This is a genomic window from Aquimarina sp. MAR_2010_214 (genome assembly GCF_002846555.1).
Lineage (GTDB): Bacteria > Bacteroidota > Bacteroidia > Flavobacteriales > Flavobacteriaceae > Aquimarina.
On the sequence record NZ_PJMS01000001.1, the window covers coordinates 2115834 to 2140876 of the forward strand.

The following is a 25043-nucleotide window of genomic DNA, read 5'->3' on the forward strand; positions in this document are numbered from 1 at the left end:
AATCTAATACATTTGTCGCTGCAAAAGGCGGGAGTAGCTCAGTTGGTAGAGCGTCAGCCTTCCAAGCTGAATGTCGCCAGTTCGAACCTGGTCTCCCGCTCTCTATAAAAAGATCTAATTGTTTTCAGTTAGATCTTTTTTCATTTTTTTTGTTTCCTTAACTTAGCTTCTGAATTTTTATATTCTCTAATTTAGGGAAAATAAAAGAATGTTTTGAATTCTATGATCAAAATTGCCGCTATTATACCTGCTTTTAATGAAGAAGAGAATATTGAAGCTGTTGTTGATAGTATTATTGATATTAAAAGCCTACAGTTTGGGATTGACCCTATTGTTGTTAATGACTGTTCGAGAGATAGAACTGTTGAGATTGTAAAATCTTTAAACTGTACAGTTCTTGACTTACCTGTAAACCTTGGAATTGGAGGGGCTGTTCAAACGGGGTTTAAATATGCTTATGAAAATAAATATGATTATGCGATACAGGTAGATGGTGATGGTCAGCATCCTGCTAATGAAATAGAGAAACTATTTTTAAATATGATTAAGGATAATTGTGATGTAATTATAGGTTCTCGTTTTATTCTTAATGAAGGTTTTCAATCTACTGCTTTAAGACGTTTTGGGATTCAATATTTTATGTGGCTAAATAAGGTATTGTTAGGAATTAAAATTACTGATTGTACATCGGGATTTAGATTGGTTAATTGTAAAGTTCTTAAGTTGGTATGTGATTATTATCCTGATGAATATCCCGAACCAGAGTCTATTGTGTTTTTTCGATTGAATAATTTAAAGATTAAAGAAGTTCCTGTTGAGATGAAAGAGAGGTTAGGAGGGGTTTCTTCTATAGGGTTTGTTTCATCTGTATATTATATGATTAAGGTTACATTAGGAATTTTTTTTACTTTTATTCGTGTTAAGTTTCAAAAAAACACTTAATTGTTTCTTAAATCTATTGAAATGGAAAAAATTCAAATTATTGCTATTATTGCGAGCTTGCTTTTTACATTTTTTGTAATTAGACTGATTGTAAGAGGGAAGTTAAGAGAGGAATATTCGATTATATGGATTTGTTGCACGTTTTTCTTAATTCTTTTTTCATTTTGGCGAGAAGGGTTAGACTATGTTTCTAATATTTTAGGGATATATGAACCTCCAAATTTTGTTTTTACAGTAAGTGTTTTTATGATTTTCATGTATTTGCTACATATTAGTATTGTTGTGTCTAGACTTTATGAACAAAATAAGAAACTTGCACAAGAGATAGCATTATTAAAAAACAAAGAGGATAAAAAACAATAGGTTTGAATAAAAAAATTGCAATTTCACAATCAAATTATATTCCTTGGAAGGGATATTTTGACATGATCAACATGGTTGATGTGTTTGTGATTTATGATGAAGTTCAGTATACAAAAAATGATTGGCGTAATCGAAATATTGTAAAGACTAAAAAAGGTACTGAATGGATTACGATTCCCGTTAAGCATAAAAGTTTGGATCAAAGAATCGATGAAATAGAGGTTTTTTTACCTAAATGGAATGTGAAACATTGGAAGACTATACAGGCAATATATGGTAGAGCTCCTTTTTTTAAAAATTATAAAGAACGGTTCGAGAAATTGTATTTAGAAATAGATACTTTAATGTTGAGTGAAATCAACAAGAAGTTTATTTTAGAGATTTGTGATATTTTAAATATAAAAACTCAGATAATTGATAGTAAAGAACTTTTTCTTGTTGGAGATGCAAATGAAAGATTAATCGATGCTTGTAACAAATTGGAAGCAAAAGTTTATGTTTCAGGACCAGCTGCAAAATCTTATATCAAAAATGAACTCTTTCATGAGAACTCAATAGAGATAGAATGGATAAATTATTCTGGATATAAAGAATATAATCAGATGTCGATTCCTTTTGAACATGGAGTAAGTGTTTTAGATTTGATTTTTAATGAAGGCGAAAAAGCAAATTTATTTTTGAAAAGTTTTAATTCATGAAGTTATCAATAGTTACAACTTTATACAAATCTGAACGGTTTGTTAAAGAGTTTTATGAAAGAGTTCAAAAAGTAGCTAGAGAGCTTACGGAGGATTATGAAATTGTATTTGTTAATGACGGTTCTCCTGATCATTCTAGCCTAAAAGTTCTGGAAATTAGAAATTCTGATCCCAAAGTTAAGTTAATAGAATTATCTAGGAATTTTGGACACCATAAGGCTGTTATGACTGGATTAAAATATACAAAAGGAGATTATGTTTTTTTATTAGATTCAGATCTAGAAGAAGAGCCAGAGTTGCTTACAATCTTTTATAAAGAAATGAGTGAGCAAAATGTTGATGTAGTTTTTGGAGTGCAAAAAACTAGGAAAGGCGGGTTTGTAGAAAGAATAACAGGAAAGATATTTTATAAAATATTCAATAACTTAGCAGATGTCCCTATTGAGGAAAATATTTTAATGGCTAGATTAATGAATAAACAATATATAGAGGCCTTAAAAGATTTTTCTGAAAGAGAATTATTTCTTGGAGGTGTTTTTGCACTTGTTGGATATACTCAACTACCAATTGAAGTCAAAAAATTGGGGAAAGGTACATCGACCTATAGTACCAGAAGAAAGTTAGCTCTATTAGTTAATGCAATAACATCTTCAACTAAAAATTTATTAATATATGTTTTTTATTTAGGATTAATAATCAGTTTTGTGTCATTCCTTTTTATAATGTATTATCTAATATCTAGCCTTTTTTATAAAGATTATTTAAGCGGCTGGCCATCGTTAATTTTGTCTATTTGGTTTTTGAGTGGCTTAATAATCTTAAGTGTTGGTATATTAGGGATATATTTATCTAAAATTTTTGAAGAAACTAAGCAACGACCATTAACTATTATCAAGAAGATTTACGATGAAAAAAATACCAAACAAGGAAAAAATAGTTAACTATTATAAAAATCAGGTAGAAGAATATGGGTTTGGAGCCAAAGGAATGGATTGGAAAAATGAAGAGACTCAGGATTTGAGATTTGAAATAATTAATAAATATATAGATTTCTCTAATAAACCTTCTGTTTTGGATGTTGGCTGTGGGGGGGGTGGCTATTTAGGATATTGTCAAAAAAAAGAATTTCATTTTACCTATAAAGGAATCGATATAGTTCCTGATATGATTGATCAGGTTACAAATATTTATGGTGATGATAAGGCTCAACTAACTAGTATTGAAAATATCTCTGAAAATTTTGATTATGTAATTGCTTCTGGTACTTATAATGCAAGATTGGATTCGAAAATAAATGATTGGGAAGCCTATGTTTTTGAATCCATAGAAAATATGTTTAAAGTTAGTAATGAGAAAGTTATTTTAAATCTAATGACTCCACATGTAGATTATGAATATGATCGATTGTATTATCCTGATTTAAATAGATTAACTTCTTTTGTTGTAGAAAAAATGACGAGGAATTTTATTATTGATCATGCTTATGATCTTTATGAATTAACCCTCGTTATATATAAATAGGCAATATATGAAATCTATTGTTATTGTTGGAACTGGTGATTATGCTGAAATGGCATATCACTATTTGAAAAGAGATAATTATAATGAAGTTATAGCTTTTTCTGTTGAGAAAGCGTTCAAGACTGTAGAAGAGTTTTGTGGTTTGCCAGTTGTTGATTTTGAAGATATAATAAATAACTTCTCTCCACAAACACATGAACTATTAATAGCCATTGGGCCTAATAAAGTTAATACTGTTAGAGAGCGTTTATATCTTGAAGCAAAAAATATCGGTTACAATTTTGTTACATATATAAGCCCAAGAGCTAATGTTTGGGATGCCAGAATGATAGGCGAAAATAGTTTTATTTTTGATGGTTGTGTTGTAGAACCAGGTGTTACGATAGGTTGTAATACTGTCTTGTGGTCGGGAACAGTGATAGCACATCATTCTACAATTGGAGATCATTGTTTTCTGGCACCATCGGTTGCTGTTTCTGGAAAAATTACAATTAAGAATAATTGCTTTATAGGAATAAACGCTACAATAAGAGATCATGTTACCATTGCTGAATATTGTATTGTTGGATGTGGAGCTGTAATTAAAAAGAATACCATAAAAAATGGTGTATACTCTACAAAAGGTACAGACCTATTACGTAATGATAGTATAGAAACCCATGTTTAATTATTTTAATACTCTAGATTGAATAGTATAATTAACATATTTACTAAAAAAATTTCGGCAAAAGGTCTGGCTATTTTTAGAATAGCTTATAGCCTTAATTTTTTGTTTGAAATCATCAAAATATTCAATTATCGTCAACTTTATTTTGATAAATTACCCTACCTTGATACTCATTTCCCTGATACCAAGTTATTATTGTTATTATGGATGATAATTCTTATTTTTATCATTATAGGTTTTTATACCAGATTAGCTACAATTATTAATTATTTGTTTACCCTAATATTTATTTCTAGTAGTACCAATTATGCATATCATATGTTTTATGTATATATAGGGATGAACTTTTTACTTATATTTTTACCTATACAAAAATCTTTATCTATTGATGTAATATTTAAGAAATTAAAGTATTTAGGTCTGGGCTTAATATATGTTCCTTCTAAAATATCAAAGATTAATTATTTATTGCCTGTCTTTGTTGGGCTTGGAATTGTTTATTTAGATTCGGTTATCTTTTATAAAATACAGTCTCCGATGTGGCTTCGAGGTTTAGGTATGTGGTTACCTTCATCACTTTCACATGTCTCTATTGCAAATAATCAATGGATACTAAACCAAGAATTGTTGACTAAGTTTTTATCCTATTTGACAATGACATTTGAGTTTATGTTTGTTTTTTTATTTTGGAATAAAAAATTCAGAATACCGTTATTAATTATTGGTTTTGGACTACATTTAGGGATATATATTGAATATCCAATACCTTATTTTGCCTTTGGTTGTATTGCAATTTATTTACTTTTAGTTCCGGTTTCATGGTGGGATAAAATTTGGAATAAACTAAAGAATACTAAAGAAAGCCTTACAGTTTTTTATGATAGTTCAGATATATTCTGTCAGAGATTAAAAGTTATAATTCAAAGTTTGGATGTTCTTAATCGGATTAAATTTATTGAGTATTTTGATGTTAAAGAATCAATTGATAAACTACCCGAGGGTAAGAAAGAAAAAATATATGCAGTAGATACAGAAAATGTAAGTTATGCCAAACAAAATTTGTTAAAAAAGGTTGTTAAGATTTCTCCTTTATGCTTTCCAATACTGTTTGGTAATAAAATAAATCTTTACAAAGAGTCTATTAATAAAAATTCAGGAGCTACCTTCAAAAAAATAAAATTAATAGAAGTAACTGATGATAATCCGTACAATCGAAAGCAAGATAAACTAAGAAATAGTATACTAGGATCATTTTTCTTTTTAGTAATTGTTTTTCAACTGCAGGTACACTATAGTTTTTTCGATTCTAATTCTACAACTTATTTTGTTAACCAAAATTTAGTGAAATATTTAGGAATATGTGAACACCCTGTATTTATGGATGACCATTTTAAAGGATATAATAATGTTTACGGTTTAAAATATAATAATAAATTCCTGCCAATTCTAAATGAAAAAGGTATGCCTGATGATTATTTAACTGGTGGTGTTTATGTAAATTGGTTGTGGAGGGTAAATAAACCATATGTGACAAAGGATACCTATTCTTTGAAAAAAGGACTAATGGATTATTCTTTATTTTGGGCACACCGAAATGAAATCGATTTATCCTTGAAACAAGAGTTCGAAATTGTAAGGAAAAAGATTAATGTCTCATTTAAATGGGAAAAAGATCTATTACGTAAAAATATAGATTCTCCCTGGGAAAAGACAGGCATATTAATATGGAAAAATAAAAATCCACAGTTCTTTTGGGATTCTAATTCTAAACAATAAATATAAGAATACGATATGATACCTTTTAATAAGCCTTATATGACTGGAGACGAATTGTATTATATCAAAGATGCTGTAGCTCGCGGTAAAATCTCTGGAAATGGATATTATACTGAAAAATGTCATTCTTATTTCGAAGAAAAGATGGGGTTTCGCAATTGCTTACTTACATCTTCCTGTACTGATGCTTTGGAGATGGCTGCAATTTTAATTGATATAGAACCAGGCGACGAAGTTATAATGCCATCTTATACTTTTGTTTCTACGGCTAACGCTTTTGTTTTACGGGGAGCAAAAATAATTTTTGCTGATAGTGCTGCTCAAAATCCAAATATGGATGCAAATGGTTTAGAAGAGTTAATTACGTCAAAAACAAAAGCAATTGTTGTGGTTCATTATGCTGGAATAGCATGTGATATGGATAAAATTATGCGTCTTGCAGATACACATAATCTATATGTTATAGAAGATGCTGCGCAGGCGATAGATTCATATTATAAAGATAAACCATTAGGAACTATAGGTCATTTGGCAGCATTTTCATTTCATGAAACCAAAAATATAATCTCAGGAGAAGGAGGAATGCTAGTCATTAATGATGAACGTTTTGATAATCGGGCAGAAATAATATGGGAAAAAGGGACCAATCGTTCTGCTTTTTTTAGAGGAGAAGTAGATAAATATTCGTGGGTTGATATTGGATCTTCTTTTCTCCCTTCTGATGTAACAGCAGCTTTTTTGTATGCGCAATTAGAAAATTTAGAAAAGATTCAAGCCAGAAGGAAAAAATTATGGAATTTCTATTACAAAGGATTACAAAATCTTAAAAAAGAAGGTTTTTTAGAACTCCCTGATGTTCCAGAGTATGCTACTGTTAATGGCCATTTGTTTTATATAACCTGTAATAGTATACAAGAAAGAACAGATCTTATTTCTTTCTTGAAGGGATACGATATTCATAGTGTTTTTCACTATTTATCTCTTCACAAAAGCCCATTCTATGTTAAAGAAAATGAATCTTTAGAGCTTGTAAATTGTGATACCTTTTCAAATACATTATTACGATTGCCATTGTATTATGAATTGGATACAGAGAGTCAAAATAAGATTATAACTTTGATTGATCAATTTAAAAAAAGTAGATAAATGAAATTTGAGCTGCCCTTTAAAATGAACTATAAAAAAGGCTTTATAATCTTAGCAATTATGATAGGCTTCTTAATGCCTTTTTTAAGTTTTGATTATGGGATAACAGAGGATGCTAGATTGCATAACGAACATGGAAAACGTATTCTTGATTACTTTAAAGGTTTAGATGATACAGCAGCACTAAGCCCTATAGATGAAAATGGAGCACTTATTAATATTTCTACAAGTGAGCTAAATCAAAAAAGAGGAATGAATGGATTTGGAGGCGTTTTTGATTTGCTATCTAATTTTTTGTATCAATATTTTTCATTTGTAGGAGAGTATGAATTGAGAAATATTATCAATTCTATTTTTGGACTGTTATTATTTCTGTTTTGCGGCTTATTGGGTAAAGAATTAGGAGGGTGGAGAACAGGATTATTGTGTTTTGTTTTTGTAATATTAACTCCAACTCTATTTGGGCAGGCTATGTATAACCCAAAAGATATTCCTTTTGCAGCATTTTATATTTTCTCTACCTTTCATATTGTAAAATTGCTAAAGGAACTTCCTAAAGTGACTCTAAAAAGAGCTTTTTATTTAATTCTTAATATCTCCTTGCTTATAAATATTAGACTTCTGGGACTTGTGGCTTTCGGCTATATTTTTATTGCTTTTGGTGCCTGGTGGCTTTTTAAGAGCTATAAACAAAAAATCAATAAAACTTCAATAAAAAATGATTTGATTGTAGTGGTCAAAATCACTGCAATATGTATCTTGGCTTATATAGCAACAAGTGTTTTCTGGCCATACCTTCATACTAACCCTGTTACTGCTCCGATTGAATTGTTCTTTGTGCTTAAAGAATTTAAGGGGTTTATAAGTATTCAATTATTTGAGGGTGAATGGCATAGTAGTTTTGAGATGCCATGGTATTATACCATAAAAAGTTTATTTATTATTTCTACGCCACTGCATTTGATTTTAGGTGTTATTTTAATTCCGTTATTGTTTTTTAAAGAAAAGAAAGAAAAAATAGTACATATTTCTATAATTTTATTTGCTTCACTTTTTCCAATATTACTAGTTGTTTTAGGAGGACCAAATAGTTATGATAATGGCAGGCATTTTTTATTTGCTTTGCCACCTTTGATTGTAATATGTGGATTGTCATGGGATAAATTACTGTCCATTAAAATAGGAAAGAATATTAAATGGGGGATATATATAATTCTTGCTTTGTTATTAGTACAACCTTTAAAATTTATGGTGACCAATCACCCTTTTCAATCCATGTATTTTAGCCCAATTATTGGTGGGGTAAAAGGCGCTTATGGAAATTATGAAATTGATTATTGGGGAGTTGCTATAAAACCTGCTATAGAGTGGTTAGAGGAAAATGCTGAAGATATTAGTAAGGAGAAACCAGCAAGGGTTCGAATGTACTATGGTGAACAATTAAAAGCTAAATATTATTTGGATAAAACCTCAAAATTAGAGTATGTTTTAGCAGGGGAGAATACTTCTGATTGGGATTATGGTATCGTTATGCTTACTGAAGCAAAGTTTGATAAAAATTTGAAGGAAAATTGGCCACCTCTCAATACGATACATGAGATAAAAGTTGGTGATGTACCTGTTTGTTTTATAGTAAAAAATGATTTTAAGCCTAATGATATCCATTCATTAAAACAACAGTTGTCTAAAAAACCGACCGTGGATGGATATATTGAACTCAGTTTGTTATATTATAATGAACAAAATTATTTTAAATGCATTGAAGCTTCTGAAAAAGTTATTCAATTAGACTCGAATAATAGTATAGCATATAATAACATATGTTCATCATACAATATGTTATTTATGTATGATGAGGCAAAGGCGGCTTGTGAGAAATCTTTGGAGCTAAGACCAGATGTATTATTAACTCAGAATAATTTAAATGCAGCAAATGATGGCGTTAAAAAGATGAAAAGTAAAACTTTTACGGTTAAGGAATACTTAACACTTGGGTATAATTATTATCAAAAAAAGGACTATGAAAATTGCATTAGAGTGAGCAAAGAAGTTTTGGAAATAGATCCAAATAATGCAATAGCTTATAATAATATTTGTACTTCTTATAATGCTTTGGGAGAATATGATAAGGCTATTGAAGCTTGTAACAGAGCTATAGAAATAGCTCCTGATTTTAAATTAGCTAAGAATAATATAAAATTTGCAAAAGATCGACTAAGCAGAGAAGAATAAGTGTTAATGACAGTTAATAGGTTCTGAAGTAAGTTATTTTTTACTTTTCATCCAATTCAAGTTGTTTTTTGCAAGCTTAAAATTTGGATCTAATTCAATTGCTTTAGAACAATATTCTATTCCTATATCCCATTGTTTTAAACTTCCATATGCGAAACCAATATTGTTATAGGCATATTTATTATTAGGATTTAGAGATAATACTTCTAAATTTATATCAATGCTTTCTTTGTATTTTTTTTGATTAATACATTCAATAGCCTTATTAATTAGTTTGTTTTCTTGGGCAAGATTTTTTTGATCAATTATAGTTGTAGAATTGTTAGATGTTGCTTCTTCAATCTTATTTTTATTTTTTATAGTGATAACAAAGAATATTGTTAATGGGATAACCAGAAAAATCATATATTCTAGTAATGTGTGGATCCTTTTTTTAGTTGCTTTTTTTTCTTGCATACTAGTTTTTTATATTCTTTAAGGTAACATTGTAATTGTTTCTAAGAAGCTGATTGTTGGGATTGATAGCTAGTCCTTTTTTACCAGCTTCGAAGGCTTTATTCCATTCTTTTAATGCATTATAAGAAGTGCAAATATTATTGTACAATTTATCAGAATTTGGATGCTTTAGTACACCTTCTTCTGCTATTTTTATACATTTTTCAAATAGTTTATTGTTATAATATAATAGGCTTAGATTAAGATAATTTGCTTCGGTAGGATCTTTTTTTAATAGATTGATTTGGTATTCTGTTTTTGCTTTGTGATTATGTGCATTTTTCAGATTGTTTTTGGCAAGCTGATAATTAGGGTTTAATTTAAGTGCTTTGTTACAAGCTTCGATTGCTTTGTTGTAATCTCCTAGAATAGTATATGCACTGCAAATATTATTGTAAGCTTCAGTGTAATTAGAGTTTAGGGTTATTGCTTTTTCTGCAATAGAAATAGATTTAGAATATTGTTTTTTTTGATAATATTTAAAACTTAAATTAAAATATTTTGTGGCTGTTGGTTGATTTGCAATTCTTTTTTCTTCTGCTTCAAGTTTACTGGTTTTTTCAATACTAGCCAATAAAAATAATTGAACTCTGTTATTGTTTCTATCTATCTCGAGAGTACTAGAAGCTATTTTATTCAAATTTCTCCAATCTTCTAATTCTAGATAATTTTCCATAAGTATGATTCGTGTTTCAATACTATTAGGAGATAATTCTAATGATTTGGATAGTTTTTCAATTGATTCTTGATTTCGGTTTTCCTGCCATAAAAATTTACCATAATAGAACCAAGAACTGTAATATTTTACTCCATATTCTGTTGCTTTTTTATAATACTCTTCAGCAATTGTTTTGTTTCCTTTTGAGCTATATAATATCCCTAGATTTATATGTAAAAACGGATAATACGGTTTTATTATAAGCGCTTTTTTGAAATACACCTCTGCACTATCATAATCTCCTTTTTCCATTTTTGTAATACCATAATTCATTAATCCTCTAGCATTTTTTGGGCTTTTAATGGTGACATCTTTCCATAAATTTTCATCATTATGCCATACTTCGTTTCTTTGGTATGTTCCAAATGCATATACTGATATTAATATAAATATAGGTGTTATGATATACCACTTATTAAGTTGATACTTTTTTTGAACGTATTTAATTAATAATAAAAAACTCCAGCCAACACTTATTATTAATCCAACATAAGGAAAAAACATTCTGTGGTCATTCATTACTTCTGCTAAGGGGATAAAACTAGAAGTTGGGGCTAATGAAATAAAGAACCATAAAATTCCAAAACTAATCGGACGATATTTTTTTTGTTTAGAAGTAATTAAAGCTATATAGAGTAGAATTATAATGAATACGAACCCTATAAGAAAATTATATGACCAAATATTTTCAAGCAAAATCCAATCTGTATCAGCACTTAAGTGGATCGGTAAGAAAAGGCTTCCAAAATAATAAAGAATTACAAATGGTTGAGAAATCAGATATCTGAAAACTTCAGTTGATCCTGTACTAAATGTTTTTGGAGTCATATAATCAGTAAATAAATATATGAGTAAGCAACTAACAAATATGGGAGTTACTTTTTTGATAAGAGTTAAGATATTTTTAAGCGAAAAGACTTTAAGGATACTTATCTTTTGATCAAATAAGATAGTGTAAAACAAAAATAGAGGAGCAAACATTACAGCAGTAGGTTTTGCTAGAGCGCCTAATATAATTGGTAATATATATAAATATGTTTTTCGCGAAAAATTAGAGTATTGATACAATACAAAAGCTAAAAGAACAAAAAAAGTTGACTGTAAATCTGATCTAGCAATAATGTAGTTTATAGTTTCAGCCATTACAGGATGAAGCATGTACCACAGTGTTAGGATTGCGGTAATATAAAAGTTATTGGGGTTCGGATAAGAAATATCAAGAATTTTATAAGTAAAAAGAAAAATAAGGAAACCTTGAAGCAGGAAAAGTATAAAAGAAGTTAGATGAAAATAAAACATGTTATATCCGTTTCCCAACCAATAATCTAATGCCAAAGAGGTTGAAACTATTGGGCGATAAGATTGATTCTGAGGTAAAGAACTAAATGTTGTTCCATCTGAAAAAAAAACAGGAATGTTTTTTAAACTTCTAATATTAGGGTTTTGAGTAATGGTGTGAATATCATCAAAATGAAAAGAATTGTTAAAATGATTTAGATAGGTTATCGTAGTGATTATGATCATAACAATAACAAAGTATAATGTTTTCTTTTTTTTGGATGTATTCAAAAAAATAAGTTTTAGTAGTTAGTCTTTTATAAAGTTAAGTGTTTTACCAGATAGAACAAATTTTGTTCCCTAAAAAATAGACAATCCGGTTAAAGTTGTTAATCGTTCTAGGGTATACATTCCAAGTTCTGAGTTTCCTTTAGGGTTTAATGGTGGGCTCCATACTGCTACAGTATACTGCCCGGGGTGTACCGCTACAATTCCCCCACCAACGCCACTTTTTCCGGGTAAACCTACTCTATAACTAAACTCTCCGGCTTCATCATAAAAACCACAGGTCTGCATTATTGCATTAATACGTTTTACCTTTCTGGGTGATAGTATTAGTTCATTGTCCCATAATCGTTTTCCGCCGTTGGTGTATATCATAAATGCAGTAGAAAGTTCTTTACAAGACATTTCTATAGCACATTGATAAATATAGAAATCAAGAACGGTTTCAATATCATTTTTAATATTGCCAAAAGATTTCATTAGGTTTAATAGGGCAGCATTGCGATAACTATACGTTTTTTCGGATTGAAAAACTTTTGGGTTGATTTCAAGATCGGTATTGCCTGTAATCTTATGTATAAAATTAAGAAAATCTTTTTTTGGATCCTTTAGTAGTGATATTAAAACATCACATATCACAAGAGCACCTGCATTAATAAATGGGTTTCTGGGAATCCCATTCTCATATTCTAATTGCACTAAAGAATTAAATGGATCTCCAGAAGGCTCGACATCCACGCGTTTAAATAACTCATCATCAAGTAGAGACATTGCCATAGTTAATGCAAATACCTTTGATATACTCTGAATAGAAAATCGTTCATTGTTATCACCAAAACTATAATGACCAGAATTAATACAATGTAGATGCATTCCAAATTTGTCAGGTCTAATTTTTGCTAATTCCGGAATGTACGAAGCTACTTTTCCTGTATAAGATATTAAAGGGAGCTCAGATCTTATTTCGTTAAGTATTTGTTGATAATCCAAAGTATGATTATTAATTTAATCCAGATAACGAGCTGCCCGTTTCTATTTCGTAAGGCTCTTTGCCTTTCTCAAAAATTCTAGCACTTAAATTTCCTTCCAGAGTTATTTTGTTGTCATACAACTTTAACCAGCTTCCTTCTCGTATGCCTACTACGGGTTGTGGGTTTAGATTATGAAACTCTTTGATTCGAGTTTCTCGGGTTTCTCCTTTATGTGTTGAATTAGGGTCAGGATCAAGATAATGTGGATTAATATTAAATGGCACAACACCCAACGTTGCAAAGTTTGGAGGGTAAACAATAGGCATATCATTTGTAGTTTTCATGTTAAGACCACAAATATTACTTCCTGCACTTGTTCCAAGGTAAGGTACTCCCGAAAGAACAGCTTCTTTTAATGGTTCTATAACTCCATTTCGATATAATTGATCCACCAATAGAAACGTATTTCCACCTCCGGTATAAATACCTTTAGCATTTTTTATAGCTTCAATGGGATCTGGAAACATATGTATGCCAACTACTCTTTTATTTATTTTTTTAAAAATATTATTAACACCTATAGTATATTCATCATGAGAAATTCCACCTGGACGAGCATATGGTATAAAAAGTATTTCCTCAATGCCTGAGTATAAGTTTGTTAAGGCGTCTTGTAAATATGCCAAAGGTTCGCTTCCATGAAGTGTTGATGTACTTGCAATTATACAGTTTGTCATTGGATTTTTTTTATAAAAGTAGTTTAACGTTTTCTTATCTAGAAATCTTCTGTGAAAATAAAAAAATGTAGTATCTTAAAAAATAAAATTAAGCTTGTTTATTATGAAGATTAAATTGTCTGTTCTTTTTGTTTGTTTTATAGTTAGTGTATCAATGGCCCAAATCACTTCTAGAGTTATGATCAATGGAAAAATTAACGCACCTATTGGTGATGATGTAGAAGGGGTGGTGGTCTATAATCGTAGTACCGATAAGGGTACAATAACTACTAAAGAAGGAAAGTTTAAAATTAGTGCAGGAATTAACGACAGAATTGAAGTTGTAGCTATGCAATATCAAAATTTTGTAATACTAGTAGATAAAGGAATAGTAGATACCAAGAGATTAAATATTTTTCTTAATGAATCTGTGAATCAACTTGAAGAAGTCGTGGTAACCCCGTATGATTTAGTAGGTAACATATCTGTAGATGTGAAAAAAATAGGATTTAGTCAAAGTGGGATAGGAGACGTGGCTGAAGAAACTTCATCAAGAATCAATGATACTGATTATGATTTTAGACCAGATGAGTTATCTACATTAGAAAATAAAGTGTTCTTAGAAGATAGAATGATTAATGGATTAAATTTTGTTAATCTTTTTAAGTTAGTTTATAATACTAAGAAAGCCTCTAAAAAGAAGAAACGCTCTTCTGATATTGATGTTAAGGTTAGAGATTTATACAATGATGATTTTTTTAAAGATTACCTGGCAGTAGAAATAGATCAAATCAATGATTTTATCTTTTTTGCTGAAGAAAATGGCTTAAATAAAAAATATTTTGAACCAGGAAAAGAACTTGATCTTTTGCAGTTTTTAGCATATCAAAGTAAATTGTATCATAAGAAATAAGTTAGGCTAAAGAAGCTTTTGTAATTTTATTGTAGTTATATCGTCTTTGGTAGAGAAGATCTTTATATGGGATAATAAAGGTCATTTCTGATGATATTTATATGATAAGACTTATACTATTTCTATTCTTAATTATTTCATTGCAAACTTTTGGTCAATCTGAAACACTTCAAGGAAAAATTATGGCTGATTCACTGCAAGGGTACGCCATTAATATTGTAAATTTTACTAAAGAAATTGGTACAACAAATGATGAACAGGGATTTTTTGAAATACCTGCAAGTCCAGGAGATTCAATTGTTTTTTCTTCTGTTCAATATCAAATACGATCAATTATAGTTAAGCAGGACCAGATTGAAGATAAGAAGATTACAATTGTATTGTATCCTATTGTACAACAATTAGAACAAGTAAAAATAAGCAATATAGAGCTTTCGGGTAACCTCGATAAAGATCTAGGCGCTGTGGAGTTACAACCTTTTGTAGATAATAGAACATTAGGCCTTCCATTTAGTGATAAACCACAGCCAACAAAAGCCGAAAGAAGAATCTATACAGCAAGAAGTGGGATAATTGATAGGCCCATTAATTATCTAAGCGGTAAATTAAAAAAACTAAAGAGAATTAAAGCATTAGAAGATCTTGATGTCATAGTGCAAAAAGGAGAAACGACTTTTAATACTACCTTTTTTATAGATGAGCTAAAATTACCAGAAGATTTAATAACAGACTTTATGTATTACTGCGCAAAAGATGATTATTTCAAAAATCTACTGACAAACTCTAAAAGGTTAACACTGGTAGAGTTTTTTCAGAATAAAGTAATATCATACAAAGAACATAAAGAGCTGGATTAGTTACTTTTTATTATGACCAGAAGCTTGATTTCTAAAAACTATAAAAATGATATCTGTGTAACATGATTGGATATAGTTTGTCTTTAATAATGAATTTTTACAACCATAAGTGCAGAAAAAATACTTAACTATAATTTTATTTCATTTCTTCTTTCTTTCGGTTTTCTGCCAAAGAAAAATGATAAAGGGGGTAATAGAAAATGAGAGTTCAGAAGGAATTCATATCATTAATAAAACAGCCAATTTATTTACTATTACAAACAAAGAAGGAGTTTTCTTTATAGAAGGAACTATTGGAGATGTATTTGTTATTTCATCTGTTCAATATGATCTAAAGGTTGTTGTAGTGAATAAAAACATGTATGAGAATAAAGAATTTAGTTTTACGCTTAAAGAAAACCTTAATGAATTAGATGAAGTAATTGTAGGAGTACAATTATCGGGTAATTTGAATACCGATATTAAGGATATAAAGACCGAAGAATTGTTAAATCCTGAGGATGTTGGAATACCTGTTTATGACGGAATTCAGATGGAGGAAATTATACCAATGCATAAAGCTGTTATGTTTTATGGTATAGGATTTCGACTAGATATTGAAGCAACTTATAAAAATCTATCTGGATATTATAAAACCTTAAAAACAACAAGAAAATTAGATAAAGAAAATAATAGTTTAGAGATTATTCAGGATTTTTATGGAAAACAATTTTTATCCTCGGTATATAACCTTCCAAAAGAGAAAATATATGACTTTTTATTATTCTGTATTCAGACGAGTAATATTCAATATGAATTTAGTAAAGAAAATCACAATGTTGTATTAAAAATATTCTCAGATAAACGAAAAGAATTTATGGTGAACAAACAATGAATATATTTCTGGGGATAACTAAATTTTATTAATATGAAAACAGATTTTAACTCTTTATTTCTAATGATTTGAAGTTTGGCATAATTTTTTAATGCATAACATTAAAATTAGTTACATTTAACGCTTTACAAATTTCAAATAATGAATAAAATCATACTGCTCTTACTTTTTGTGATGTCTGCTCCACTAAGCTCTTTTGAAACAGTACATAAATTTTATGTAAGTGTAACTCAAGTAGATTATAATGCAAAACAGCAGTCATTACAGATTATTTCTAGGATTTTTGTTGATGATATAGAAGAACTTCTAAAACAACGATACGATGAGTCTACTAATTTGGATAAAGATGAAGAAAGCCCGGGAGTAGATAAAAATTTGACAACATATCTTAATCAAAAACTACGATTTGTAGTGAATGGAAAGGAAGTTTCTTTTACATTTTTAGGAAAGGAATATGAAGATGATCTTATCATTTGTTATCTGGAAATAGAAAATATTACATCTTTAGAAACTATAGAAATCACAAATCAAGTTTTGATGGATCTTTTTGAAGAGCAACAGAATATTGTTCATGTTAAAAAAGGAAATCAACGCAAAAGCCTTATAATTGAGAAGGAAAAAGGCATAGAGGTGTTAAAATTTAGTGAATAAATCACTAAACTTTAAAAAAACAATTATTTTGCGAAATCATAACATTAAATTCAAAACCATTACGATGAAAAAAATACTTTTAGTCCTTTCGGTGACTTTTTTGATATCAGGTATTTCATATGCTCAAAATCAAGAAGAGGCTAAAAATGTTCGTGAATTAGGACATACTAATCAGAACAAATTTAAACAAATGTATGACGAGTTTGCAACTCCGAATATGTATAGAACAGGTTCTGGGGCTCCAGGTCCAGCATATTATCAGCAACAAGCTGATTATAAAATGGATATTGAACTTGATGATAAAAACAAGAAACTTTCTGGAAAAGAGACAATTACATATACTAATAATTCACCTGATAATTTAGAATTTCTTTGGGTGCAATTAGATCAGAATATGCGAGCTAAAGACTCTAAGACTCCTTTAATTCAAGCAAATGGAGTTGATCCAGCAACTACCCCTGAAGGTTTTTTAACTAAATTCCTTGCAGAACCTTTTGATGGTGGATTTAATATTACTGCTGTAAAAGGTAGCAATGGAAGTCCACTTAAATATACAATCAATAGAACGATGATGCGTATAGAGATGCCTAAAGATTTGGCATCTGGTGAGAAGTTTGTATTCTCAATTGATTGGTGGTATAACATTAATGATCATGTAAATGGTAGAGGTAGATCTGGATATGAAGAATTCGAAGATGGAAACAGAGCATATGTTATCGCTCAATTTTACCCTCGTATGGCTGTATATAATGATGTTGAAGGATGGCAAAACCACCAGTTTTGGGGTAGAGGAGAATTTGCATTACCATTTGGTAACTTCGAAGTAAATATTACCGTTCCTGCAGATCATATTTTGGATGGAACCGGAGTATTAGTGAATAGAAAAGAAGTATTTACAAAAGATATGATGAGTCGCTATGAAGCAGCAAAGAAATCATATAATAAACCAGTTGTTATTGTTACCCAAAAAGAAGCTATAGCAAAAGAAAAGACATTTTCTGAAAATAAGAAAACATGGAAATTAAAAGCCGAAAATGTACGTGACTTTGGTTTTGCTACTTCCAGAAGATTTATTTGGGATATGATGGCGGTTAAAATTGGAGGAAAAAATATAATGGCTGTTTCAATGTATCCTAAAGAAGGAAACCCTCTTTGGGAAGATTGGTCAACAAAAGTAGTTGCCAGTACATTAAAATCGTATAGCCGAATGACTTTTGATTACCCTTATCACAAGGCAATCTCTGTACATGCAAAAAATCAAGGAATGGAATATCCTATGATTTGCTGGAACTACGGAAGACCAAAACCTGATGGTAGCTATAGCGATCGTGTAAAATATGGAATGATGAGTGTTATTATACACGAAGTAGGCCATAACTTTTTTCCAATGATTGTAAATAGTGATGAGCGCCAATGGACTTGGATGGATGAAGGTCTTAATACTTTTATACAATACGTTGCCGAACAAGATTTTGGAGAATGGTATCCAAAAGCATTAGGACAAGACAAAAAGTATCCATCTCGTCGCGGACCTGCACGAAAAATTGTGCCTTATATGAGTGGAAATCAAAATTTCCTGTCACCAATTATGTCTCAATCCAATAACATTCACCAATTTGGACCTAATGCCTATTCAAAACCAGCAACAGGTTTAAATATTTTGAGAGAAACTGTAATGGGTAGGGATCTTTTTGATTATTCATTTAGAACATATGCTCAACGATGGATGTTTAAACACCCAACACCAGAAGACTTTTTTAGAACTATGGAAGATGCTTCTGCTTTTGATTTAGATTGGTTTTGGAGAGGGTGGTTCTATACTACAGACTATACAGATATCGGAGTGAAAGAAGTGAAGAAATATGTGGTTTCTAAAGAACCAAATAAGGAAGTAAAAGATTATGCAGCTTCTGTAGGTGCTAAAATAGAAGATCTAGGGCCACTTGTATATATGGTAAAAGAAGGAACTGAAGAATATGAGAAAATCAAAAAGAACGGAAATATTATTAGTGATGCCAAAACCTTAAAAGCATATCTAATGGATAATTTTTCTATAGAAGAAAGAAAAAAACTTAAAGAACCTAAATTTTTCTATGAAATTACTTTTGAGAAGCCAGGCGGACTTGTAATGCCATTGATTGTTGAATACACTTATGAAGACGGAACAAAAGAAACTATAACGTATCCTGCAGAGATTTGGAGAAAGAACGATAGTCAAGTGAAAAGAGCTGTTGCTTCTGAGAAAGCAATTTCTAAGATAGTGGTTGATCCTAAACAAGAAACCGCAGATATTGATACTTCTAATAACAGTTGGCCAAAAAGAAAGAAACAAGGAAAATTCGAGCAATTTAAAAGCAAAGTGAAAGGGTAATAATTTGTTCTATTACTAAAGATAAATAAAAGCCATCCCGAAGTCTTTTTGGGATGGTTTTTTTACACAATATTGATTATATTTGCAATGTTATGACAACTTTACCTTTATTTATTAGCGGAACCGAAATAGCCTTTATTGTTTTTATATTGGTAATGGTGTTTGGAGCAGATAAAATTCCCGAGATTGCGCGAGGGTTAGGTAAAGGGATGCGTATAGTTAAAGACGCTACCAATGATATCAAAACCGAGATCACCAAAAGTGCAGAAAAGCACGGTATTGATACCGATATTCCTACTTCTATTACATCTGATATAAAAAAAGAGATCGATCAGGTCAAAGATGATATTGATAAAGTTACTGGTCCAATAAAACGCAAATTCTAAATTGCGATATCCTTTCGTAAACTTATTTTTTTGTTTATTTCTCCTTGTAAATTCTGATTAATATTCAAAAAAATGAATATTTTTTTGAGATATTTTTATTAGCAAACGATTAAACTCCCCGTGAACATTGACTTTTTATAAATTTTTAATATTCTTTTTTAGTCCTATGCAAGCATAATAATGATGTTTTTTGTGATTATATGATAATTTAAATGTAAAATATTTGAATATAATTTAATACATTAGTCATGAAGTTATCAAAATGATAATTATTTGTGGTTTTTGCAAAATTACCATTTACACACAAACTCTTAAAAGCGTATTCTAAAAATGAAAAAAATTACTCTTCTAACCTTAGGACTAATTTTTGTATTTTCTTGCTCTAAAGAAAATCCAAATGAAATTGTAGAACCAAATTCTGAAATTTCTGAATCTCAAAAAACACTTTCTGTATCAGAAGTTAATAAGTATATCGAAGGCGAATTAAAACAAAATGGTGATGTAAACTGGATGAAAGCACCATCGGTTGTGTTGTGGAGTGCTGTAGTACATGGAGGAGAAGTTTTAAGTGTTGGTTATGGAGAAAAAGGAGAAAGTTTCTCTAGCAAAAAGTCATCTAGACTTAATAAGGCAAGAGAAAATGTATATCATATTATACAGTCTAAAGAGGGAGCGAGTAAATCTAGTTCTGTAGTGTCTGAAGATGAAATACTTAATGTAACTGATGTGAAAGTTACTAGTTTAGAGACCATTAAATCCTTACAAAAAGCAGATCAAATTCGTTATTTGGATCCAATAGGATACGGTTTTTACTTGCAAGAAGATATTTCAAACCAACAGAAATCTGCTGGGTGTAGTAAAAGTGGGGAATCTATAAATAGCGGGGATTATAGAGTAATTTCACCTAATGCACGATTACCTTGGAATTTTGATGTTCATAAAGTACCACAGGCCTGGAATTATAGTACAGGGGCAGGTATTACTGTTGGTTTGATTGATACAGGAATTTCTGCAAGTCAGAATTTACTTGGTAATGGGTTTAACGATGGAGCTTCTAATGGAAGATTTGTACAACGATTTGGAACTTTTATCGACTCTCCATGGTGGTGGTCTAATAATCTTGATGGCCCAAATGATAAATGTGGTCATGGAACTTCTATGGCATCAGTAATAGCGTCACCACGTAATGATGATTTTATGCCACTAGGTGTAGCATATAATTGTAACTTGGTTGCTTATAGAGGGACAGAAGATGTGGTGTTAAATGATTATCATGAACGCAAAGGGGTTAGTAATGCTCTAAAAGGACTAGGGAAAAGAGGGGATGTTAAAATTATTTCTATGTCTGTTGGATATCCTTGGTCTATAGGTAATGTAAAAGATGCTGTAAAATACGCTTACGGAAAAGGAAAAATGATAATTGCTGCTGGAGGAACTTCGACTACGTTTACAAATTGGTATGGTGTTATTTTTCCGGCAAGTATGTCAGAGACTGTTGCGGTTACAGGAATAAAAGATAATGGATATAATCGCTGTAATATCTGTCATGATGGGAGTAAAATTGATTTTACCATCGTAATGCAAAGAGCAGGAGATTCTAATAGAAATGTACCCGTATTAGGGTTTAATACAGGAACTCAAGCTTATGTAGGAGGGTCTTCTATAGCAACAGCTACTGCAGCAGGAATCGCAGCTTTGGTATGGGCACGTAATCCTAATATATCTAGAAATCAAGTGCTTGATAAGTTAAAGAGAGCAGGGGAATTCTATCCTAATCGTAATTCTAAATTTGGTTATGGTAATATTGATGCTTTAAAAGCGGTTCAATAAAATAGATAAAATATAAAAACATAAGACTGTAATATCTAAACATTACAGTCTTATGTTTTATCAGAAATTATAATACTCTGCTAATAGTTAACCCATCTCTAATAGGTAATAATACAGTTTCTATTCGCTTATCTTCAACCAAAAGTGTATTGTATTCTAAAAGTGCTTTTGTTGAAATATCTTCGTCGTCAACTTTTTCGATTACTTTGCCATTCCACAGTACATTATCAGATAAAATCACACCTCCAGAATTCATTTTATTAATAATCAATTCAAAATAAGTAGGGTAATTAGGTTTATCAGCATCTATAAATACCAGATCAAATTTCATATCCAGATTTGGAATAATTTCGGTAGCATCACCAATATGTTGATGAATTTGTTTTCCGTAAGGAGAAAGGTCAAAATATTTTCTTTGAAAATCTTCTAACTCCTCATTAATGTCAATAGTATGCAATTCTCCATCTTTTTGCATTCCTTCGGCTAGACATATAGCAGAATACCCTGTATATGTTCCTATTTCTAATATGTTTTTTGGGTGAATAAGTTTGGATAGCATACTCAAAACACGTCCTTGATAAGGGCCGCTAAGCATACGTGGTTGAAGAACTTTTTGGTAAGTTTCTCTCTGAAGTTGTTGTAGTAATTCAGGTTCTTTTTGAGTATGATCTACTACATAAGTGTCTAGTGCTTCTGGGATGAAGTGCATAGTTATTTATTTTTTAGGTATAAAATTAGAATGTTTTATAACGATTTTTGATTTTCCTAATGAACTTTTTCTTTACCTAAAATTTTATCAATCAAATCTTGTTTTGCTTTTTCATTGTCTCCAAATAACCAACGTAAAACATTATCTTCCCAGATATCATCATATTCTTCTGTAGTTATGATATTTCGTTCCAATGCTAAATCCAGTATTTTTCCAGGATAAGAAGATTGCGGCTCACTTTCCATTTCTCCTAGCGGATATGGATCATCTAATCCCATAATAACTTGCCTACTACCTTGTCGTTCTACTGTTAATTTTAATGAATCAGTATCGTGCACCAAAGTGTCAAAGTATATATTAGGATGACCTACAGCTTTTCGTGGATGCTGTTTTCCTTTAAAAAGGTCCGGTCTTCCATCAAACCCCTGGATACGTCTTCCTAAATTCATTTGTGCTAGTTGCCCTCCATGAGCAAAGCAAGTTCTTATATTTGGGTAGCGAGTTTGCATTCCGTTAAGAGTATAAAAGTGATAAGCATCACCACATTGGGCAAGCATCCATACCAAGTGAAAACGCCAGGAAACATTTTCTAATTTGATCATTTTATCACCATCATAGGGATGAACTTCTATAGCTAATTTATATTTATCTGCTAGTTCAAAAATAGGGTCATTTTCCTCATCAAAAATACATCGCCATTGGCCAATAGAATCCATAAAATGGGTTGGTAAGCATAGTACATGCATTCCTAATTCTTCTACACAGCGTTCCATTTCCCATAGTGCGCCATTAATAAACCCTGGATGTATTACAAAACCACAAGAGAACTTATCTGGATGATCTTGTTGTATGCGGGCATTATAATCATTTTGAAACCGTAATGCATGCTTCATTTCTTCGAGACGTAAACCATTACCGTATAATTGAGAAAGGTTTAGTACCACTGCATGATCAATTTTATAGCGCTCCATCCATTCTAGCTTGTCATCCAGAAAAAAGCTAGAGTGAGTAACTGGGCGTTTCCACCCTTTTTGTAACATGTACTTACGTTCATCATCTACCCAAAAAATCTCTTTGTCTTTCATGAACTGAGGAATCTCTTCTGGGTACGGCAGTAAATGCGAATGACCGTTTATGCGAAGTTTTCTTTTCATTATAGATGTTATTCCTATTACTTATACAGGAATCTTTTTAATCGATTATTATTTTTTCTTTTTTGGTGCTTCCATTACACTTCCGCAATTAGAACAAGTGCATTTTGTTTTGTCACTATAATATGTGTCAAAAATTATAGGCATATCAGTCTCTATATTATCTAATGCAAACTCTTCTCTATACAATTGTGTATTACAATTTTCACAATACCACTCCAAGGCATCCATCATTTTTTCTTCTCGGGGATATTCAATTACCAAACCAACTGTATTTGCTCCTCGTTGTGGAGAATGCGGAACTTTGGGTGGTAATAGATAAATATCACCTTCTTTGATATGAACATCTTTAGGTTCTCCATTATCTATTATTTTTAATACCATATCGCCTTCTACCTGATAGAAAAACTCTGGTGTTTCATTATAATGATAATCTTTTCTATTGTTTGGCCCTCCAACTACCATTACGATAAAGTCTCCATCTTTCCATACACATTTGTTGCCAACCGGAGGTTTTAATAAATGACGATGCTCGTCTATCCAGGCTTTAAAATTTAATGGTGAAACTAGATTGCTCATATACTTGTTTTAATTTTGATGTGTTGTTTTAATAGATTCAATACTAGCACTATAGTTTAAACAATTGATTAGTATTTTGTATTAAATTTAATTATTTTGATTGGTATTTAGTAATAATAAATAGTTAACTATAAGGACTTTGTCCTTCCTCCATCAACAGGAAGGTTTATTCCGTTGATATAAGATGCAGCCTCTGATGCCAAAAATGCCACAGCATTGGCTATTTCTTTTGGATCGGCAAATCGTTTAGTTGGGACTTCATTTTTCATAGTATTAGAAACCTCTTCTATGGATTTACCTAGTTTTATTGCTTTATTATTAATAATTTCATTTAATCGTTCTGTTGCAGTAGCACCTGGTAATATATTGTTTACAGTAATTCCAAATGCACCTAACTCATTAGCTAATGTTTTAGACCAGTTTGCAACTGCACCTCGTATAGTATTAGAAACACCTAACCCATTCAATGGTTGTTTTACCGAGGTGGAAATAATATTGATTATTCTTCCATATCCTTCTTTTTTCATTCCAGGTACAACAGTTTGTGCGAGGATATGATTACATTTCAGGTGTTGGGTAAAGGCGCGTTCGAATTCTTTTAGAGAGGCATTAAATACTGGTCCTCCAGCAGGTCCGCCGGTATTATTTATTAAAATATGAAAAACTTGCTGTGCAGCAGAGATTTTTTGTTGTAAACTTTCAGGATTCTGAAAATCTGCTACGATATAATTATGTGATTGCCCTTGATCTGTTGCTAATTCTGTTAGAACATGTTGAAGTTTTTCTTCGTTCCGGGCAACTAAAGTGATATTAGCTCCTAATTCGGCCAATTGTTTGGCAGTTGCTTTTCCAATACCTTGAGTACTTCCGCAAACTAATGCATTTTTATGAGTTAGGTTTAGATTCATTATAGA

Annotated in this window: 24 protein-coding genes and 1 tRNA gene; 17 read left to right on the forward strand and 8 right to left on the reverse strand. The window is 30.7% G+C overall.

Annotated elements, in window-relative coordinates; all coding sequences use genetic code 11:
* Window positions 1-27 precede the first annotated feature (27 nt).
* From ATE84_RS08860 to ATE84_RS08905, 10 genes are all read left to right on the forward strand, one after another.
* Window positions 28-100, forward strand: a tRNA-Gly gene (locus tag ATE84_RS08860).
* A 122-nt stretch (window positions 101-222) separates the two neighbouring features.
* The gene (locus ATE84_RS08865) at window positions 223-942 is read left to right on the forward strand and encodes a glycosyltransferase family 2 protein (protein WP_101447621.1); all 720 of its coding nucleotides are present in this window, start codon (window positions 223-225) and stop codon (window positions 940-942) included.
* Between the two features lie 21 nt (window positions 943-963).
* Entirely contained in the window at window positions 964-1305 is a 342-nt protein-coding gene (locus ATE84_RS08870) for a DUF2304 domain-containing protein (protein ID WP_143273599.1), read from the forward strand.
* 2 nt (window positions 1306-1307) lie between these two features.
* On the forward strand, window positions 1308-2003 hold the full coding sequence (locus ATE84_RS08875) for a WbqC family protein (protein ID WP_233195774.1): 696 nt from the start codon (window positions 1308-1310) through the stop codon (window positions 2001-2003).
* Window positions 2000-2944 (forward strand): glycosyltransferase family 2 protein, encoded by a 945-nt coding sequence (locus ATE84_RS08880; protein ID WP_101447623.1) that lies wholly within the window; start codon window positions 2000-2002, stop codon window positions 2942-2944. The genes ATE84_RS08875 and ATE84_RS08880 overlap by 4 nt, the downstream gene beginning before the upstream one ends.
* Window positions 2910-3524 carry a methyltransferase domain-containing protein gene (locus ATE84_RS08885; protein WP_101447624.1) on the forward strand — a complete coding sequence of 205 codons (615 nt, stop codon included), beginning with the start codon at window positions 2910-2912 and terminating at the stop codon, window positions 3522-3524. The genes ATE84_RS08880 and ATE84_RS08885 overlap by 35 nt, the downstream gene beginning before the upstream one ends.
* 7 nt (window positions 3525-3531) lie before the next feature.
* A complete protein-coding gene (locus ATE84_RS08890; protein WP_101447625.1) occupies window positions 3532-4191 on the forward strand; it encodes an acetyltransferase in 660 nt (219 codons plus the stop codon).
* Window positions 4192-4386: 195 nt separating this feature from the next.
* Entirely contained in the window at window positions 4387-5967 is a 1581-nt protein-coding gene (locus ATE84_RS08895) for an HTTM domain-containing protein (protein ID WP_255412054.1), read from the forward strand.
* Between the two features lie 15 nt (window positions 5968-5982).
* The gene (rffA, locus tag ATE84_RS08900; RefSeq protein WP_101447627.1) at window positions 5983-7113 is read left to right on the forward strand and encodes a dTDP-4-amino-4,6-dideoxygalactose transaminase; all 1131 of its coding nucleotides are present in this window, start codon (window positions 5983-5985) and stop codon (window positions 7111-7113) included.
* Entirely contained in the window at window positions 7114-9345 is a 2232-nt protein-coding gene (locus tag ATE84_RS08905) for a tetratricopeptide repeat protein (protein WP_101447628.1), read from the forward strand.
* A gap of 33 nt (window positions 9346-9378) precedes the next feature.
* Here ATE84_RS08905 and ATE84_RS08910 read toward each other — a convergent pair whose 3' ends face one another.
* The 4 genes from ATE84_RS08910 to pepE all read right to left on the reverse strand — a co-directional run bounded on the left by ATE84_RS08910 (window position 9379) and on the right by pepE (window position 13829).
* Window positions 9379-9801, reverse strand: coding sequence for a tetratricopeptide repeat protein (locus tag ATE84_RS08910; protein WP_101447629.1), 423 nt, complete (start codon window positions 9799-9801; stop codon window positions 9379-9381).
* A 1-nt stretch (window position 9802) separates the two neighbouring features.
* A complete protein-coding gene (locus ATE84_RS08915) occupies window positions 9803-12127 on the reverse strand; it encodes a tetratricopeptide repeat protein (RefSeq protein ID WP_143273600.1) in 2325 nt (774 codons plus the stop codon).
* 69 nt (window positions 12128-12196) lie between these two features.
* Window positions 12197-13111 carry a glutaminase gene (locus ATE84_RS08920; protein WP_101447631.1) on the reverse strand — a complete coding sequence of 305 codons (915 nt, stop codon included), beginning with the start codon at window positions 13109-13111 and terminating at the stop codon, window positions 12197-12199.
* A gap of 10 nt (window positions 13112-13121) precedes the next feature.
* Complete coding sequence (gene pepE / locus ATE84_RS08925; RefSeq protein WP_101447632.1) at window positions 13122-13829, reverse strand: dipeptidase PepE; 708 nt, start codon at window positions 13827-13829, stop codon at window positions 13122-13124.
* A gap of 103 nt (window positions 13830-13932) precedes the next feature.
* Here pepE and ATE84_RS08930 point away from each other — a divergent pair, with 103 nt between their 5' ends.
* The 7 genes from ATE84_RS08930 to ATE84_RS08960 all read left to right on the forward strand — a co-directional run bounded on the left by ATE84_RS08930 (window position 13933) and on the right by ATE84_RS08960 (window position 21690).
* Window positions 13933-14721, forward strand: a complete 789-nt coding sequence (locus tag ATE84_RS08930) for a hypothetical protein (protein ID WP_101447633.1) — start codon at window positions 13933-13935, stop codon at window positions 14719-14721.
* A gap of 101 nt (window positions 14722-14822) precedes the next feature.
* Entirely contained in the window at window positions 14823-15578 is a 756-nt protein-coding gene (locus tag ATE84_RS08935; protein ID WP_143273601.1) for a hypothetical protein, read from the forward strand.
* A 178-nt stretch (window positions 15579-15756) separates the two neighbouring features.
* Window positions 15757-16452, forward strand: a complete 696-nt coding sequence (locus ATE84_RS08940) for a hypothetical protein (RefSeq protein ID WP_101447635.1) — start codon at window positions 15757-15759, stop codon at window positions 16450-16452.
* Window positions 16453-16593: 141 nt separating this feature from the next.
* A complete protein-coding gene (locus ATE84_RS08945; protein WP_101447636.1) occupies window positions 16594-17103 on the forward strand; it encodes a DUF6702 family protein in 510 nt (169 codons plus the stop codon).
* Between the two features lie 64 nt (window positions 17104-17167).
* On the forward strand, window positions 17168-19474 hold the full coding sequence (locus tag ATE84_RS08950; RefSeq protein WP_101447637.1) for a M1 family metallopeptidase: 2307 nt from the start codon (window positions 17168-17170) through the stop codon (window positions 19472-19474).
* 92 nt (window positions 19475-19566) lie between these two features.
* A complete protein-coding gene (locus tag ATE84_RS08955) occupies window positions 19567-19860 on the forward strand; it encodes a twin-arginine translocase TatA/TatE family subunit (protein WP_024768994.1) in 294 nt (97 codons plus the stop codon).
* A 330-nt stretch (window positions 19861-20190) separates the two neighbouring features.
* Window positions 20191-21690 carry a S8/S53 family peptidase gene (locus ATE84_RS08960; RefSeq protein ID WP_101447638.1) on the forward strand — a complete coding sequence of 500 codons (1500 nt, stop codon included), beginning with the start codon at window positions 20191-20193 and terminating at the stop codon, window positions 21688-21690.
* Window positions 21691-21757: 67 nt separating this feature from the next.
* Here the strand turns inward: ATE84_RS08960 and ATE84_RS08965 are convergent, their stop codons facing one another.
* The 4 genes from ATE84_RS08965 to ATE84_RS08980 all read right to left on the reverse strand — a co-directional run bounded on the left by ATE84_RS08965 (window position 21758) and on the right by ATE84_RS08980 (window position 25037).
* Window positions 21758-22399 (reverse strand): O-methyltransferase, encoded by a 642-nt coding sequence (locus ATE84_RS08965; protein WP_101447639.1) that lies wholly within the window; start codon window positions 22397-22399, stop codon window positions 21758-21760.
* A gap of 56 nt (window positions 22400-22455) precedes the next feature.
* Window positions 22456-23553, reverse strand: coding sequence for an amidohydrolase family protein (locus ATE84_RS08970; protein ID WP_199176867.1), 1098 nt, complete (start codon window positions 23551-23553; stop codon window positions 22456-22458).
* Between the two features lie 48 nt (window positions 23554-23601).
* Entirely contained in the window at window positions 23602-24129 is a 528-nt protein-coding gene (locus ATE84_RS08975) for a 3-hydroxyanthranilate 3,4-dioxygenase (protein ID WP_101447641.1), read from the reverse strand.
* A 128-nt stretch (window positions 24130-24257) separates the two neighbouring features.
* On the reverse strand, window positions 24258-25037 hold the full coding sequence (locus ATE84_RS08980) for an SDR family oxidoreductase (RefSeq protein WP_101447642.1): 780 nt from the start codon (window positions 25035-25037) through the stop codon (window positions 24258-24260).
* Window positions 25038-25043 lie beyond the last annotated feature (6 nt).